We start from the raw sequence: 16,752 nt of genomic DNA, 5'->3' as shown, positions 1-16,752 counted from the left end.
TTTTAGCGTCAATGTTACGATAATTCTTAGTTCTTGAAAGGACTTATAGGAAGAATTTTTATTCTTTGTTTTAATTATTTTATCTACATGTTTATCCACCTTGTGGTGGCAAGAAACTGGTTTTTATTGCTTCAACAAATACAGATTTGAAATGAGAGAATCTTACAATACTTGTGGTTCTGACATAAGGTACAAAATAATTAATTATCATTATAAATCAAAGTATTATAATTAATTTTAGATTATGATTTATGGTTTTTTATAGAATGGTTTGCGTGCCTTTTATACGGAATATAGGGTTTTCTTAGTGGTTTTACTGTCATTTTAGGTGTTTGTGGCGTACGAATGAGATGTACTAATAAAGGATGAGAAAAAGAAGGTGGAGCAGTGATAAAAGGTGAGGTGAGAATAATATTTCCTTGATCATCATATGAATTTGCATGCATTTTTATGGCTTCAGGTGTGCATGTTTGTTGTCTCATATTGTTGGCTTGTGTTATGTTGCTCCCATAAGGTTTTAATGTTGCTAGTGTTAATTGGGGGTTTCCTTGGTGCAAAAATCCTGTTTCAAGAAGTTGTGCAGCTTTTTCTTCTCTTTCACTTATGTTGTTAGCCCCTAGAATGACAGCAATAATTGTACGTTTATTGCGGGTGGCTGAGGCAACAAGATTAAAACCAGAGGCACAAATAAAGCCTGTTTTCATACCGTCTATCCCATAAAAACGGCCAATGAGGTTGTTTGAGTTATGTTGGATTTTTCGATTATTACCAAAATCAATGGCTGGAATAGAAAAATAATGAGCATATTGTGGAAATTCTCGACGTATTTGAACGGCTAAAAGAGCAATATCGCGTGCCGTGGAGTAGTTTTGAGGATCTGGTAAACCACTTGCGTTCGCAAAATGGGTGCCAAACATGCCTAAACGTTTAGCTTCGCTATTCATTTTACGTACAAAATCTTTCTGTGAACCCGCAATAGCTTCACTCATGGCAATGGCTAAATCATTGGTAGATTTAACCATGGTAATACTTAAGGCTGTATCAAGTGTGAGTACAGAACCAGCTTTATAGCCTGAACGATATGAGGGAGCTTTTGCGGCGTATTCGCTGATGGTGATATGTTTGTTTGGTGAAACTTCCCCTCGGCTCATGGCACGAAAAATAACATAAGCAGTCATTAATTTTGTCAAGGAAGCAGGATACCAACGCTCAAAAGCTTGATTATGTTTTAAGATACGCTTCGTTGTAACATCAACAGAAATAAAAGGCTGCGCTAGAGCAACAGCGCTGGATAAACTCAAAATCACAGAAAAAAATAAATTATAGAAGAGACGTTGCATTAATTTAAATCTAGTTCCCTCTTATTCGTTATTTAGAATTGTTTTAATGTAGCACACAAAGCTTTTAAGTCTAGGATAGGGAGGAAAGATGGTTAATTGCTGTATCCGTTGTGTATGTGGGATAAAAAACAACACTCATTTTTATTTTCCCCTTGAATTTGGTTTGATGACTTAAGTATCTCAAGAAATACTTTTTAAATAATGAAGATTGTACAAGATTTCAGATTCTTGGGGGATTGATGTTTCTCAGGAAGGAACGAATCTGCATAATCATACATTTTTCTTGCTTTCCTATTAGGACAGCCCTTGGTATTTGAGATGGTTCGTAAAAAGTATTTTAATCTTTTCTTGTATCGTTTTATTCACACGAGGTATCCCCGTTTGTAATGTGCAAGAAAATAATTCTAATTGATTCAACCTAGAGTAGATTTGAAATGAGAAAATCTTACGGTATTCAGGGTTCTCATTCAAGTTGAATAACGCTAAAATATCCTTATAAATCAATGAGATGTAAGTTATTTAAATGATTTTAAAGAGAGGAAGAATTCTTTTTCAAAAAAATTTACACATTGATTATTTCTTATCATGTACATGTGTTTTATAATTTTGAATTAGAAAGTTTGAAGTATCTTTCTTATATTTTTGTTTCCTATACTCCGCTCAATATACAAAGTGATGCATTATTCTTATCAATCAGTGCATTGTTTCATGATGATTTAGTTTTTGAAGTTTCTGAACAGCGTATGGTGGCATAGGAGGAGGGGTAGGATCTTGAGCTGCTAAGAGAAGCAGTTCATCACACGCTTTTTCAGTTTTTTGGACAAGTTGATCTAGAAAATCACGTTTGCTTAAACCAGCCTCTATCGGGGGAAGAATACGGACACGAATTGTTCCAGGATAGCGGCGAAAATTATTGCGTGGCCAATATAAACCCGCATTATGTGCAATAGGAACAACTTGAAGTCCTAATTCATTATAGAGCGCGACAATTCCTGACTTATAATCTGGTTCTTGACCGGGTTGTCGGCGTGTTCCTTCGGGAAAAATCAAGATTTGGCGCCCTTGTTTTACTTTCTCTTTTGCTTTTTGTATAATCATTTTTAAGGCTTTGATGGGTGTTGTGCGGTTAATGGGGATAATTTGCGTTTTTGCCATATACCAGCCAAACAATGGAATCCACATCAATTCACGTTTTAAAATGAGAGTGGGATCATCAAAATAGGGAACAAGACTGAAAGTTTCCCAAGCCGATTGATGCTTTGGAGCAATGATGTAGGGTCCTTTGGGAAGATTTTCTAAACCTTCAATCTCATAACTTGTGCCTGCGATGTATTTTTGCAAAAAGAGAGTAACGCGCGCCCATGTTTTAGGGACAATCCATGCCTTTTTGCGGGGCATTAAAAAATAAACGGGAGCGTAAAGAATCATTTGTATGAAAGTTGTTGTATAAAAAGCGAACGTAAAAAGAATAGAACGAAGGATAAGCACTACATTTTCCATTTTATATCTATAAGAAGACTTCGTATATAATATAATTCACATGAGAAAACATCTTCTTTATATTTTTTCAAGCATCTATTTTTCGGTAACTCATTTTCCGATATTTAAAAACAGAAGGAAAGAGGTTGATGGAATTACAAAAAGATAAACTTTTTATTCCACGGATTTTATCTATTGCGGGAACAGATCCTTCTGGTGGCGCTGGAATGCAGGCGGATTTGAAGGTTTTTTCAGTTATGAAAACTTATGGTATGAGTGTGGTTACAGCTGTTGTTGCACAAAATACTCAGGGTGTGCGTTCTTTTCAGGCATTAGATGCTTCTTTTGTTGCAGATCAAATTGATTCTGTTTTTGAGGATATCCATGTTGATGCTGTTAAAATTGGTATGGTTGCAAATGCTCAGATTGCACAGGTTATTGCAGAACGTCTTGCTTATCATAAAGCGCGTTTCATTGTTTTTGATCCGGTTATGGTTGCAAAAAGTGGTGATGTTCTTTTAAAGTCTGATGCAATTGAAATTATGCGTGATGTTCTTGTGCCGATGTCAACTTTGATCACGCCAAATTTGCCTGAAGCTGCATTGTTATTGGGATGTGAAGTGCAATGGTCTTTAGAGACTATGTATCAATATGCTCCACGACTTTTGGCGCTAGGGTGTCATGCAGTTTTGTTAAAAGGGGGACATTTGAATACGCTTACCAGAAATAGTACAGAAAATTACGATTGTTCTAGTCCAGATCTTTATTGTGATTGTGAAAACCTTGTTATACTTGAAGCCTCTCGTCTTTCAACCACTCATGATCATGGGACAGGGTGTACCATTTCTGCTGCCATTGCAGCTCTGTTACCTACCCAACCTTTGGATTGCGCTGTTAAACAAGCAAAAGATTATTTGCATGGCGCTTTAACTGCTTCAAATGCTTTAAAAGTAGGGAAAGGGCGAGGGCCGCTTCATCATTTTTATGCATTATGGAAAGATTAATACAACAATTGATAGTGAAAAATCTTCACTCTATGAATTTGTTTCGTCATTATATGCTGTTTTGGACTTATGACTATAAGTGTTAGCGCATTGTAGCTTAACAGTTATTTTGTATTAAGAAGGATGAGAAAAAAATGTTATAATTTGTTTCTTTTATATATTTTTTACGATTAATCTATCCTGTTTCAGAGGCAATTTTGAGTATAAAAAAAGAGAGAGAAAGGAATTGTAAAATCAGGATTTGATAGAAAAAAGGATAGAGGGAAAGACCAATATTAAAGCTGGCTGATCCCACTATATTTGCTGTTTCTTATATTGGTGGCAAAACAGGATGAGCCAAAATCGTTATCAAAATTATTGAAGATATCTAACATTTACAGAGTTTTTTGTCGGCATGGATAGGGTTTTCTAAATAGAAATTGATACTTTCTGATGGAATTATCAATGATCTTTCAGGTGATGTGGTAAATTTTTTTCGGATATTACAACGTCATTATCCTTTTTATGGAACTGCTTTATGGAATTATTGGCGTTTCAGATGAGTAGCCATGAGGAGTTTCAATATTTAATACAGCAAGATCTAGAAACTTTCACGCATTTAGAGCGGGTTTTAAGGTTTTTATATTTATAGTGATTAAATTTTAGCGAGAAGATAGTCGATCGTACAATCGGAGTTTCAATAGACCTGTAGCGTATGGTTTAATCTTTTCAAAATTGAATTTTTATTCTGTTGTTTAGCAGATGTTACCATTAAACATTTAAAATGGCCTGATTTTATTGTGCGCTATGACGGTTTCAACACCTTATGTTACCTTATCTTGATTAAAGTTATGTTCCTCATGTAAAATAGAATGCACTTATATTGTTAATTCACATGTTTATTTTAAAGAGATTTCTCTCAAGGTGTGTAACGTCCATTTTATAATAATGTTCGTGAATGGTCTAAAGCCTCTATGAAGTGTATAAAACTATTATGCTTCCCATTTTTACGTTTTCAAGGTGAAAGGGGTCCCCCCCTATACTATTTTAGCTCCCAATGTTGCGATAATCTTTGGTATTTCAGAGCGTTCAGAAGAAGAGTTTTTATTCCTTTCTTCAAGTGAATTTTATCGATACGTCAATTTTGCCTGTTATGCGTGAGAAGATGATTGTGAGTGATTTTAATGTATAGAGATTTGAAATGAGATAGTCCTATGATATTTGAGACGCTTGCTCAATATGAATAATTATAAATTATCTTTATAAATCAAGTTGTTAATTTATTTTTGTGTTGAAGATTATTCTGGATAAGAATTTGTTCAAGCAAGAGGATTACCAAATGATGTCAACGCTGTTTACACAAGTACAAGGGAAAATTTCTTTTGTCTTTCAAATGATGTGCTAGAAATCCCAAAAACTTAATTCACTCTACATAATAGGTGAAAATAGTTTATTTCGTGTAAAAATAATACAATTAGCGTGAGAGATTTCTCATCATCAACTGTGATATAAAAAAGAAACAATACACATAAAGGACCTTTAAATGATCTTTGAAAGTTTTTTTAAGCTCCTTTGGTTATTTTATAAAGCGAAAATTTTTTCTATTAATTAACTAACAGACTAACCATCTAACAAACTATGATGCAACTGTCGTTCTAAATATTTGCTTTCGAGTTCTTCATAATTATCAGTAACAAACAGTAGATTATTGATCATATAAAAAATTTACACTTATTCAACTTAGATTTGTGATAGATATCTTTATTTAAGACAAAGTAAGAAAATAAGAAAATTTGAGTGAGTCATTTAAAACAATTATATTTGTAATGATTTTAGCTTTTCACTATCAGTAGTAAAGGGGATTGGCCAAGCTTCCTTGGTTGTATCGATTGCTTGATCATATTTGAGCTCTGCTGAAAATAATAAATTCTTTTAGTTGATGAGCAAAAAAGAATTCATCACTCAATGATCATGTGTTTATTGGAATAAATTTTAAATTCACCAAAGTTTGTAAAGCCCAATTTTTTATAAATGCCAATTCCCTCGTGAGAGGCTTGCATACCAATAACATGACATTTCTTTCTTTTTAAATGCTCAATAGCAATTTTTGTCATGAATGACCCAACACCTCTTTTCTGAAAATCTGGATTGGTGACAATATCATACACTCCACCAACTCCATCTGCTTTAATACAAAAACATATTGCTACAGGATTGTTATTTATATAACCAACGAACATCTCTACAACAGAGTCTTTATTTATAACAACGGCCTATTGTTTCATAAAATATAACTGCTTCTTCATCAAAAGGCTCGAAGACTGATGCCATAACATTTCCATAATCTCTAAAATCTTGAAGTGATTCAACTTCCTTGATTTTGAAGTTATCCGGCATAGAAGTAACATGTGAGTCTATATCTTGCGCTAAAGCTGCCATGCCTACCTCTGTTTCAACATGCTCTAAGCTAATAGATAAGAGAACTTCATCAACTTTATAATGAGACGAATGAGGTCCAACCCACCAAGCTAAAGGTAGTTTCTGCGCATTACAAGAAAGCGATTATAGATTTTGCCTGCTCTACAGGTATAGTTTCTTGTAAATTTTTAGCAGAGATAATATTGAATGTATCTGAAGCAAATGTTGAATTAATAGAAGAAACGCCATTTTAAAAATCAACAACCTTTATTTTAGGGCACAATTTTGGTAAAAAACGTACTTTTGAACAAAAATTATTCTCTAATGATAAGTCAATTTTTGATTTGTTTAACATTTGTTTTTCTTGTTATTGCTCATCATTTCTAATTAATCTTTTATACGGGGGCTGTAAAAAAATCCGTCTAAGTTAAAAATTATTATCTTAGATCTAAGCCCCAATCCAATAGATGCTTCACAAGTAGAATTCGGTATCATATCAAAAAACACAATAAAGTCAATAGTTTGTGTGCAATTATTTTATATGAATCCACTCAAGAATCCATCTTTTTATGCATGATTCATTTGACCATTTTTTATATAAGATTGCCATGTATGAATAGACCATAAAAAGCAAATCATAATGTAAATATTATAACGCATGTAAACGTTCATATGAAATGAAAAGCAGTTATCATTCATAACAGTTCATAAATTTTATGATACGTTTTTATCACAGCACAAATCGCATACGTTTAAAGATCCCATCTTGTTTTAAAGATTGGATTGTTAATCACATGATAAAAACATAAAATTACAGTTCTCAAAATTAGAAGCGTAAAATAGAGAGCTGTCATAACAGCATCATCATAACAGCGAACATTTTAAAGATTGCATAAAAGGATTAAGGACAAGATCGCTTTTAAAACGCTGTCTAAAAGTTTAGAAAACGATAAAGAGGTCTTTTATATCTTATGAAATCAAAAGCCTTTTAATGAATAGATTGCAGGCTAGTTTTGAAGAACGGAACTATTCGCTTCCATAAAAAAATGGAGGCAAATAATGCCATGGCAGTAGAATTACTATCTACTTTAGATTTGGTACTAAAAACGTTTTAAAAGTTACCATTTAAAAGTACAGAGCACAAATATAGAGCGATTAATTTGCAAAGAAGTTCTGTTTAAAAGAAACTTATGAAAGCCTTTCTAAATGAACGTTTAAACGTTTGAAACTGATGTTTAATAACAGTTTTTAAAGCCTTTCGTTTGATAAAAGCGGTTATTTATTTGTCTTATGAGAGATTGTTTTGAAAACCAATACTCGTAAATGTAAAAAACGAGTTTTGTTAAAGCTAACAAGCGTTTTGATTTTATAGAATGCGTTATTTGAATTCACTCAGCTCGATTTTGAGCTTAGTATATTGAAACGTTTTAAAAGAAGCATTTTGATCATGGGCTTTGTTTTAAATAAATCTCTTTAAGATAAAGACATTATGATTGATATATTTAATGGCGACAAAAAGCATTTATAGGCTCTCTCATTCAAATGAGTGATTAAAGATCATACGCATCATTTACATTCCTTTTGATAAGTTTTCATATCTCTCATAGAGCGCTTGCAATATGATACGTTTTGTATATATGCATTCATTACTCCATTGTGGATGATTCATTTTAATCAATAAAAAACGCTATTTGAAAGCCGCGTCATATCACTTGGCACGGCTTTTTTTTATTTTACTCTCTCTTTTATGATATGTTTATAGCAATGCATTTTATATGCGTTTATAACCATAAAGAATGCACGCCCCCCATGACCCTTTTTATTCTGTTTTATCAGATATATTGACAACATTATCCCTGTCATAAACCTCACAATTTTTTGGAACCAACCTTACTTTGCTTTTTTTATTGATTTTTGCATTGCCATAAGCACGCCCCCAGATCGTTGCACAATATGAGATTTTAGCATTGCCATAAACAGAGCCATAAATCTCACAAGAGCCACTCACACAAGCATTTCCATAAACCTTGCCATAAATTTTTGCACGACCATTAATAACAGCATAATTATAAACTTTTGCATGGCTATAAATGCAAGCAGAGCCAGAAACCTTGGCATGACCATAGACGCGTGCATAACTAAAAACCGTAGCATCATAAGAAACATGCGCATGGTCATAAATATGAGCATCAGCAAGAATGCGGGCACTACCATTCACATGAGCATACCCATAAACATTGCCATAAACATGAGCATTGCTATAGACAAAAGCATGGTCATAAACTTTAGCATATTGAGAGATAAAAGCTTTTCCATAGACCTCAGCATTGCCATAAACTTGACCACAGACTTGAGAAAAATGGCGTATTTTTGCATTTTCATACACTCTTGCATGACCATAGACACAAGCCTCATCATACACCCAGCAATTACCATCATGGGATAGGTTAACTTCCTTTTCAATAAAGCCGCCTAAAGACCCCGCCTGTACATCATCAAAATCTTTTAAAGCTTTAATGCGATAAAGGTTTATAATATTTCGAGTAAGAGCATGTTTGATTTTTTTGATTTCACTGGTTAATTCGTATTTTTTGCACATAGAGATACCCTCACAATTTAATGTGATAAATATTTGGTAAAATTTGAAATGAGATGTTTAAAGAAGGGCGCCCCCGCCGCGCCCGCGCGTCTTTACGCAGCGTTATTTTCAATAATCTTTACAACGGTATCGTTTTCATAAATTTCACAATCTTCAGGAATTCCATATGCATAATAAAAGTTTTGTTTGACATATGAATAACCATCTCTTTTTAACCTTGCATTGCCATGTACCAAACCTCTAATGGTGTGATAACCAGTCACTTTTGCATTCCCATAAACAGAACCATAGACCTTAACATACCCACCCACGCTAGCATTGCCATAAACCTTGCCATAAATTTTAGCAGCGCCACTGATAACAGCATGATCATAAACTACCGCCTTGCTATGAATACGAGCATTTCCTGATAATTTTGCATTGCCATAAACCTTGCCATAAATTTTAGCAGCGCCACTGATAACAGCATGATCATAAACTACCGCCTTGCTATGAATACGAGCATTTCCTGATAATTTTGCATTGCCATAAACCCTTGCATATTGATAAACCCCCACCTTATCAGAAAGATGCGCATTGCCATAAACAAAACCACCAATGGCAGCATTGCCATATACCCTTGCATTTTCATAAACACGACCAGATTTTACAACACAAGCATTATCATAAACCCAGCAATTGCCATCATGAGAGAGGTTATCTTCCTTTTCAATAAAGCCCCCTAAAGTACCTGCTTTAACATCAGCAAAGTCTTTTAATGCTTTAATGCGATAAAGGGTATGATTATTAATTACACGCGTTTCATTTGTGAGTGCAAACTTCTTTTGCATGAGCACAATTCCTTTATAGAGATTTAAATTTTTAAATGAGATGTTTAAAGGAGGGCGCCCCCGCCGCGCACGCACGTGTCATTTACGCAGCATCACTTTCATATTCGCTGTCATTATCATCGTCATAATACCCTTCAAAATCAGCATAATACTCATGACGATAATAATCATCTTCGCTACCAAACTCAGGATATGCATCATCACAGATATCTTCATTAGCTGTTAAAGAGGCATTGCTATGAATATATGAAGAACCAGAGATAAGAGCATCACAAATAACGGCATCATCAAAAACACGTGATTCATCACAAATGTAAGCAGAGCCACTTATTTTTGCATTGCCTCCGACATGGGCATCATCACAAATGACAGCATTATCAGAAATATGAGCATGATCAGTGACACGGGCGTTATCATAAATTTGTGCATTGCCTTCAATTACAACGGCGTTGTTAGCATGCGCATTACCAGACAGCTTTGCATTGTCCTTTAATGTCATACCTTCAAAAATAGCATTCCCATAAATTTGCGCATTACCATAGACATCAACAAAAAAGCTTTTTACTTTAGCATTTCCAAAGACGCGTGCATTTTGAAAGACCCGTGCTTTATTATACACCCAGCAATTGCCCTCATGAGATAAGTTGCTTTCATTTTCAATATACCCCCCTAAATCGCCTTTTTTGACATCATCAAAATCTCTTAAGGCTCTAATTCGAGTTAAGAAATGACCATCGATATATTCACAATCATCAATAAATTCGTATTTTTTTGCAGGATTTTGCTTATTAAAAGACGCAGTTTCATTTGAAATGGAAGAGATAACGGGGGTGTTTTTTGAGATATTTGTCATAATTAAAACCTTGATGTTAATATTGTTTTCAATTGACAACCTATAAAGGCGCCGGGTGTTGAAAACACGGCATCAAGTCCGTCGGCATGCCTTCCCCATAGGGTTTTGTATAGCATGACCACACCCGACAAAATTCTCATATATGCTAATCACAGCATAAAAGATAGTCAGTTTTTTGATATGGGAAAGATTGTTTCGTAATCTACCCGCTTGATGTTTAAGTGTTTTCAGCACTTGATCATTTATATAATAAAATACGTATTTATTGTCAAATGGTATTTTATCTTTTTTGATATTTTTTCTTATTTTTTTAATACGTTATGTATTGATAATATCTTATGCTTATTAATTGCTTCTTTTATATTTATGTGCTTTTAAAGCTATATTATGGGCTTTATGAAACGATTGCGTATTTTCTGAATCTATACATTTATAATATTTAAAAACGCTCTCATAATGCGTATTTTAAACTTTATAACCTATCAATTTTGTCACTAAATGGCTTTTAAAATTTCTGTTAATTTCTTTTAATAACACATTTTAGACTTAACAGCCTTATAGGGACTGTCTTTATAACAAATGCTTTCATTTGCATTTTTGCTTTTTCTATAGCTGTTATATGCTTTATAGCCATGGCATCATTTTTCATGTTCATAAGAGAAATGATAAATAGGATATATGATAATTGTGATTTATAGACCGTTATGAAAACACTTATGAAAACATCTCAATAGAAACTGATCATTATAGAGATGAGCAAAATCCCTTTTAATAAACTTTTGTCATTTTTGTCAGTTCTTTTTAGAACCTATATCATTTTTTTTAAATGAGAGAAAATTAAAATCATTATATTTCAATAAGTTAAGTTTTATCAATTTTTCAAAATACAACTTATTAAAACAGCCATAACAAATAAATACAACTGTAAATATATATTTGTCAGTTTATGTCAGTACATTGAATCGACAAAAGTGATCATTTAGTGAATGATTAAAACATGTCTTATGAGAGTATGTGATCTTTTAAAGCCTTTCAAAAGAAAGGGATTATAATCATAATAAATGCTATCAAGACCATTATGGTTATGAGTTTTGGAGGTGCTTTTTACGCCCCCCTTTACATATTTTTCAATAAAAAATAAAAGTCATTATATTTCAATATGTTATTTTTTATCAATTTTTCAAAAAACAACCTATATCAATAGTACAACCTATAAATTCAACTAATGCTCTATGTTTTGTAAGGGTTTTGGGGGGGTAGAAACATTCAAAACCTATAAGTAATATAAGAAAATGAATATACATAACCCTCTTTAAATAAAGCTTCTGATAACAATAAAGCACTCATTTTAGATTACGGTTTAATCTTTTAAAGGCAATGTAAAAGAAGCGTATTCACTTTAAGATGGGATTTCTTAAAAGTCTTAAAGCAATTCAAAGTAGAGTATTTAAAAGTGTAAGTTTCTTCTTTTTAGAATAATGCATATAAACACTCCTTTTAAAGATTGTATCTAATCAACTTAACAAGAGAGGTATAGATTATGGTTATAAGATTCTATACCCCTTTGTGAGTTTAGCAAGCCAAGTCTATTCAGTTTCTCTAATTTCTAATTTTGGTAAGTTCTTAACAATTTTCATTGTCTCTAAACTTATGGTAATAACTCTAGAGGGTAGGCAGGGGTGCCAATGGTTTCAACAGCATAACGATTGGCATCATTAACAATGCCACTCTTTTTATCAGTCTTAACACATTGACGCCCCATAACCCATTCAAGAGCGGGTTTACCATTAACGATATACTCACAAGCGTCAAGAGGGATATCTGTTATTGTGATATTGTTATTATAAATAACAGTGGTTTTATCTTTCTCTTTACCTGCTTTTGCGAATTTCATTTCAGTCACGTAATAGAATTTTTCTGGATTAGAGATCTCTGTAACTTTTGGATTACCTTTTTTAAAGGTTACGGGATAAGGTTTTACAGTTTCATAATTCACGTGCAAATGATCCAGTTCACGCCCTGTTACAACAGAGTTCCGTTTTCGTATAAGGGGTTTAAGTCTCTTCAAAAGAATTAAAACGAAGCTTATTAAATCCATTTTGAATGAATTGAGAAAAAATGCAGAAAAATGCTAAAAAAGCCGATAATTTTTTCAAAAGTTTTTTAAATGCTGTTTATCCGCAGCCCATGAGAGAGATCAGATCAGCAAAATAGTGAAATTTGCTGTTTATTTTATGGAAAAAAGACAAATGAAGCATGTGCTTTTAAAATATCATAATGATTATTTTGATAGGTTTTATGAGTCACTAAAATAATCTAGTTTGTTAGTTCAATTTACAGACACAAACTGACAAATATATATTATTGATTGTATTTAAGGTTGTATTGTCGATATAGGTTGTATCGTTAAAATTCTAACCTATTGAAATATAATGTTTTTAATTTTCTCTCATTTTAAAAAAATAATATAGGTTCTAAAAAGAACTGACAAGACTGACAAAACTCTTCTGATAAGGTCACTCAGATCATTTGCTTTTGGAAAAAAGTTCCTTGATGAGAATGCCATAAAAAGAGTTTTGCGTGGTTGTCTTAAAGACTTCAAAAGAGATTTCTTTATTGTTTTATGCTGTTGTTTTTAACCAAAGGATTCCATTCATACCGTCTATCAGGACGCCGACCTAATTCATTCCCCTCTATAGGAAATTCACGAATATAGTTACAACGACATAAAAGCTCTAAAGCTTGCTTAACGGTTTGATTGTCTTTTAAAGATCTCCAACACCGTCTATAGATATCTCTTGCCGTAAAAACATTGGGTAAAAGATCACAGCGCTCTACAATTAATTTTGCACGCTCTGCTGTTAATGTATCATTCGCCGCATAAAGACGTTTTGCATGACTTATCAGATATTCTTCCCAATATAAGGCTCTCTCAAGGGCATCTCTATTGATTTCAAAACGCCCCCCTTCACTCAATTCAAAAATCAATGCAAGGGTTGGTATGGTTTTATTCATTTTCAAAAGATGCGCTTGTAAACTTGATGAGAAATGACCTCCTTTGATTGTTCTTTGAAAATTTTCCCACCATACACGAAACATTTCTTGAGCTTCAGCAGAAAAGCGTATGGTAATAGGGTGTTTTGGTGATCCTAATGGTTTATCATAAAGAGAACGAAAAATTCCTTGATAACTTTCCCATGCCTTTTGATTGGGAGGTCTATCAACCCATAACCGCTCTTTTCGTTCATCGGGCCACACCAGCATTTGAAATCGTTGCAATAAGCCGTCATTATTTGTTCCATGGTGCATTGCTTGAATAATGGGAATAATCCGTGAAGGTTGAATGCCCCCAATAATGGAAATGGTTGCATTGGGAATAAAAATGGTTCCACGTCCTATACGGTCATAGGTGTATGATTTTTTGCCATTAAAAGCTGTTAGATAAAAAGAACGGTCTGATTGATATTCCTTCCGTTCCAAATCGGATAAAAAACCAGATAATTCATCACGAACCAACAAGAGACCACGGGGGTTTTCTTTTAACAATTCCCCAAGCTTTTCGACGGTCACATCGTTGACAATAAGACGTCGTTTATTAAGCGTGTCATCTTCCTCACTTTCTTTATGTTCAAGAGATTGAGAAAGAAGAGCAAGGGCTTGTTCCTCGTCTTGATCTTTGAGTGCTTTGTAGGCTTGTTTTTTCTTTTCTCTTTTGTCTAATTCAATAAGAATATCTTTTGTTTCTTGCTGTTTTTTCTTCTTTAACCATTCTTGATGCCATTCCTCTTGAAAAACATCGAGAGGTGCTAAAGCAGCTTCCATGGTATCTGTTTTCATAGTTGAAGGTTCCCCCACAATGGCACCCCAGAGATTAGGAACAATTTTCCAATTGGCATGTTGTTTTGGAGAAACCCGCACGCCATTTCCAATGACAGCAGACAATCCACATAAAGCAGAAACAGCAACAAAATCGATAGAAGATTGTTGAATATCAGCAACGTCATAAACATAGTTTATTAATGGTGTTGGAAGCAGGAATATTTTAAAAGGCTCGACGGGTAAGAGAGCCGTAGCAATCGGTTGTAATTGCCCCCAACCATTTTGTTGCAAGGCTTGTTCATAAGAAATGGCTTTTAAACAAGTATTTTCGTTTAAAGAGACATTATCGTTATCATTGACGGGAGTATTTTCATTATTGTTTTGTAAATTACTATCTTTCATAGTTTCCCTCTTTTAAGAAAGTAATACGTTATTAAAATCGGTTCCTTTTGGAGCTTGCATCATAAAGACCTCAAAGCCTTGTCTATAGGCACGCGCAGCTAGGGTAAAACCTGCTTTACGACCCGCATCATCGCCGTCCATTGCAATGGTGAGACGTCCTTTTGTATGGGGTAAATTCACACGCATCATGCCACTGGTTGAAAGAGAAGCCCATAAATCAACGGGCTCTGATAACAACCCAGACAAAAGAGCCAGCCCCGTTTCAATGCCCTCACAAATGACCAGATGTTTGGGATTGCCTTGACTTAAATGCACAGCACCACCTGTTACAGATCCCAACATGGCTTTTGCTGGTTTTTGGTCTGTTTTGCAGCCATTGGCTTGTAAAAAGGTTCTATGAATGGCGAAAGAGCCAGCGCCATTAACAAGAGCCACCAACGCGGGCAGTGTAATCCCAGAGGGGTGCGAACATTTGTCGTAAAAGCGTAAATCAGCAGGCAAATCACATGTAATACCCCGCATACGTAAATAGGTTTCTGCTAAAGTATTTTTGATTGGTTGGCTTTGTTGCCAAATTGCTTTTGCTCTCTCTGCTTTCTGTTTTGCTCGTTTGAGATCAGCACAAAACTGTTTTGAGAAAGAGAGCGTCTGATCATAAGCTTTATCAAAAAAGGCTTGTTTTCCAAGCAAGCCAATTCTAATGAGCGCTTGTATGATCTCTCTAAAAGAGCAGCCAGCATAACAATAGAGTAAAAGACGCCCATCATGTCCATTGGCAAGGGATAAGCTAGGCAGCCTATCATCATGAGCAGGGCAACGGGCTGTTCCATAACGCCCATGCCAAGTACCACGCAAGGCACGTGTGATACCTTGCGCATTCTTAAAAGAACACATCATTGTAAATCCTATAACGTTGCGTCATAGGACGGATTGTGCTATCTCTAGGGTGATGAGTTTGAGAAAGCCTTGTCCGTCCTTACGTGACAAGGTTTTTTTTTATGCCGCGTCACTTTGACGTTGCTGTTTTGCTTGCTCGATGACATTCAAAAGATCTGATTGTAACCAACGGGATAAAAAACCAAATTTTAAAGGTTTTGGGAGAGAGCCATTGGTTACATGACGGCGGAATGTTGAGACACTCATATGAAGCAATTTTGCACTTTCACGGTCTGTCAAAAGAATATCATTTTCTGTCATACTAAAATCCTTTCTATCAAAAAATGGTAACAAATCATAACTATTTATTAACCACATTTTGGTTCATTTAGAAAGATGTTTTATTCATAGAAAACAATATTTTATCATACAATTTCTGATGTGATAATTTATGAGTCTTATTGAGAAAGAATGAGAGACAAGAGAGAGAAAGTTATCCACAGATCATGGGGTTATTCACCCCATATCTTAAGATTGACCCGTGACATAAGCCGCCCATTTATCCATATAAACGCGGCGCTGTTCTAAATAGTCAGTCCGACGATAGGCACGCTCTACTTTACCGCCGACCGTATGAGCTAAAATAGTTTCAGCGACTTCATAGGGAGCATCGGTTGTCTCAGCGAGCCAATTGCGTAAACTAGAGCGAAAACCATGGGGGCAGGCATCAATCTTATTCTCTCTCATATACTTTGCCATACAACTATCAGCAAGGGGACCGCGACCGGTAGCAGAAAAAAAGAAATCATTGCGAGAGAACAAGCGCGCTTGTTTTAAGATTTCTAATGCCTCTGATGATAAGGGCACACGAAATTCTGTTGTAGCATCACGCAAACCTTTCATATTTTCAGCAGGGATAGTCCAGATATCTCCATCAACTTGATCTTTATGAATATGACACAAAGGATTGGTACGAACCCCTGTCAGAATAAGCAAACGCAAAGCCAGTTGTGTTAAGGTTGATGCTTCGCAAAGTGTTTTATAAAAGGTAGGGACATCTCTCCAATCCATAGCTGGTAAATTTTGTGTTTTATGACGTTGTTTACCTAAGAGCGCGCGTGCTTTTTCTGTTGCTTGTAAATCAACATTCAAA

Annotated in this window: 12 protein-coding genes and 1 pseudogene; 1 reads left to right on the top strand and 12 read right to left on the bottom strand. The window is 34.6% G+C overall.

The window, feature by feature from the left end; translation table 11 throughout:
* Nucleotides 1–242: 242 nt before the first annotated feature.
* Complete coding sequence (locus ACFIK7_RS02780) at nt 243–1,340, bottom strand: D-alanyl-D-alanine carboxypeptidase family protein (protein ID WP_375660492.1); 1,098 nt, start codon at nt 1,338–1,340, stop codon at nt 243–245.
* A 693-nt stretch (nt 1,341–2,033) separates the two neighbouring features.
* Nucleotides 2,034–2,840, bottom strand: a complete 807-nt coding sequence (locus ACFIK7_RS02775) for a 1-acyl-sn-glycerol-3-phosphate acyltransferase (RefSeq protein WP_273790137.1) — start codon at nt 2,838–2,840, stop codon at nt 2,034–2,036.
* 128 nt (nt 2,841–2,968) lie between these two features.
* Here ACFIK7_RS02775 and thiD point away from each other — a divergent pair, with 128 nt between their 5' ends.
* Complete coding sequence (gene thiD / locus ACFIK7_RS02770; RefSeq protein ID WP_375662902.1) at nt 2,969–3,823, top strand: bifunctional hydroxymethylpyrimidine kinase/phosphomethylpyrimidine kinase; 855 nt, start codon at nt 2,969–2,971, stop codon at nt 3,821–3,823.
* A 1,937-nt stretch (nt 3,824–5,760) separates the two neighbouring features.
* Here the strand turns inward: thiD and ACFIK7_RS02765 are convergent.
* The 10 genes and pseudogenes from ACFIK7_RS02765 to ACFIK7_RS02720 all read right to left on the bottom strand — a co-directional run.
* Nucleotides 5,761–6,042 (bottom strand): GNAT family N-acetyltransferase, encoded by a 282-nt coding sequence (locus ACFIK7_RS02765; RefSeq protein WP_375630669.1) that lies wholly within the window; start codon nt 6,040–6,042, stop codon nt 5,761–5,763.
* A 16-nt stretch (nt 6,043–6,058) separates the two neighbouring features.
* Nucleotides 6,059–6,241 (bottom strand): hypothetical protein, encoded by a 183-nt coding sequence (locus ACFIK7_RS02760; RefSeq protein WP_375630671.1) that lies wholly within the window; start codon nt 6,239–6,241, stop codon nt 6,059–6,061.
* A 1,798-nt stretch (nt 6,242–8,039) separates the two neighbouring features.
* Nucleotides 8,040–8,819, bottom strand: coding sequence for a hypothetical protein (locus tag ACFIK7_RS02755; RefSeq protein ID WP_375662901.1), 780 nt, complete (start codon nt 8,817–8,819; stop codon nt 8,040–8,042).
* A 92-nt stretch (nt 8,820–8,911) separates the two neighbouring features.
* A complete protein-coding gene (locus tag ACFIK7_RS02750; RefSeq protein WP_375662900.1) occupies nt 8,912–9,649 on the bottom strand; it encodes a hypothetical protein in 738 nt (245 codons plus the stop codon).
* An 82-nt stretch (nt 9,650–9,731) separates the two neighbouring features.
* A complete protein-coding gene (locus tag ACFIK7_RS02745; RefSeq protein ID WP_375662899.1) occupies nt 9,732–10,502 on the bottom strand; it encodes a hypothetical protein in 771 nt (256 codons plus the stop codon).
* Nucleotides 10,503–12,088: 1,586 nt separating this feature from the next.
* Nucleotides 12,089–12,531: pseudogene (locus tag ACFIK7_RS02740) on the bottom strand (type ISP restriction/modification enzyme); the annotation flags it as partial.
* Between the two features lie 584 nt (nt 12,532–13,115).
* Nucleotides 13,116–14,723, bottom strand: a complete 1,608-nt coding sequence (locus ACFIK7_RS02735; RefSeq protein WP_375662898.1) for a YfjI family protein — start codon at nt 14,721–14,723, stop codon at nt 13,116–13,118.
* A gap of 12 nt (nt 14,724–14,735) precedes the next feature.
* Nucleotides 14,736–15,620: a toprim domain-containing protein gene (locus ACFIK7_RS02730; protein ID WP_375662897.1), complete on the bottom strand. Its 885-nt coding sequence runs from the start codon at nt 15,618–15,620 to the stop codon at nt 14,736–14,738.
* Between the two features lie 99 nt (nt 15,621–15,719).
* A complete protein-coding gene (locus tag ACFIK7_RS02725) occupies nt 15,720–15,920 on the bottom strand; it encodes an AlpA family transcriptional regulator (RefSeq protein ID WP_007347209.1) in 201 nt (66 codons plus the stop codon).
* 207 nt (nt 15,921–16,127) lie between these two features.
* The coding region (locus tag ACFIK7_RS02720) for a tyrosine-type recombinase/integrase (protein ID WP_375662896.1) at nt 16,128–16,752 on the bottom strand (625 nt) is incomplete at its 5' end.

The sequence above is a fragment of the Bartonella sp. CL266QHHD genome, from assembly GCF_042195355.1.
In the GTDB taxonomy this organism is placed as follows: domain Bacteria; phylum Pseudomonadota; class Alphaproteobacteria; order Rhizobiales; family Rhizobiaceae; genus Bartonella.
Note: the sequence above shows the minus strand (reverse complement) of the source record. Positions and strands in the feature narration are given on the sequence as shown.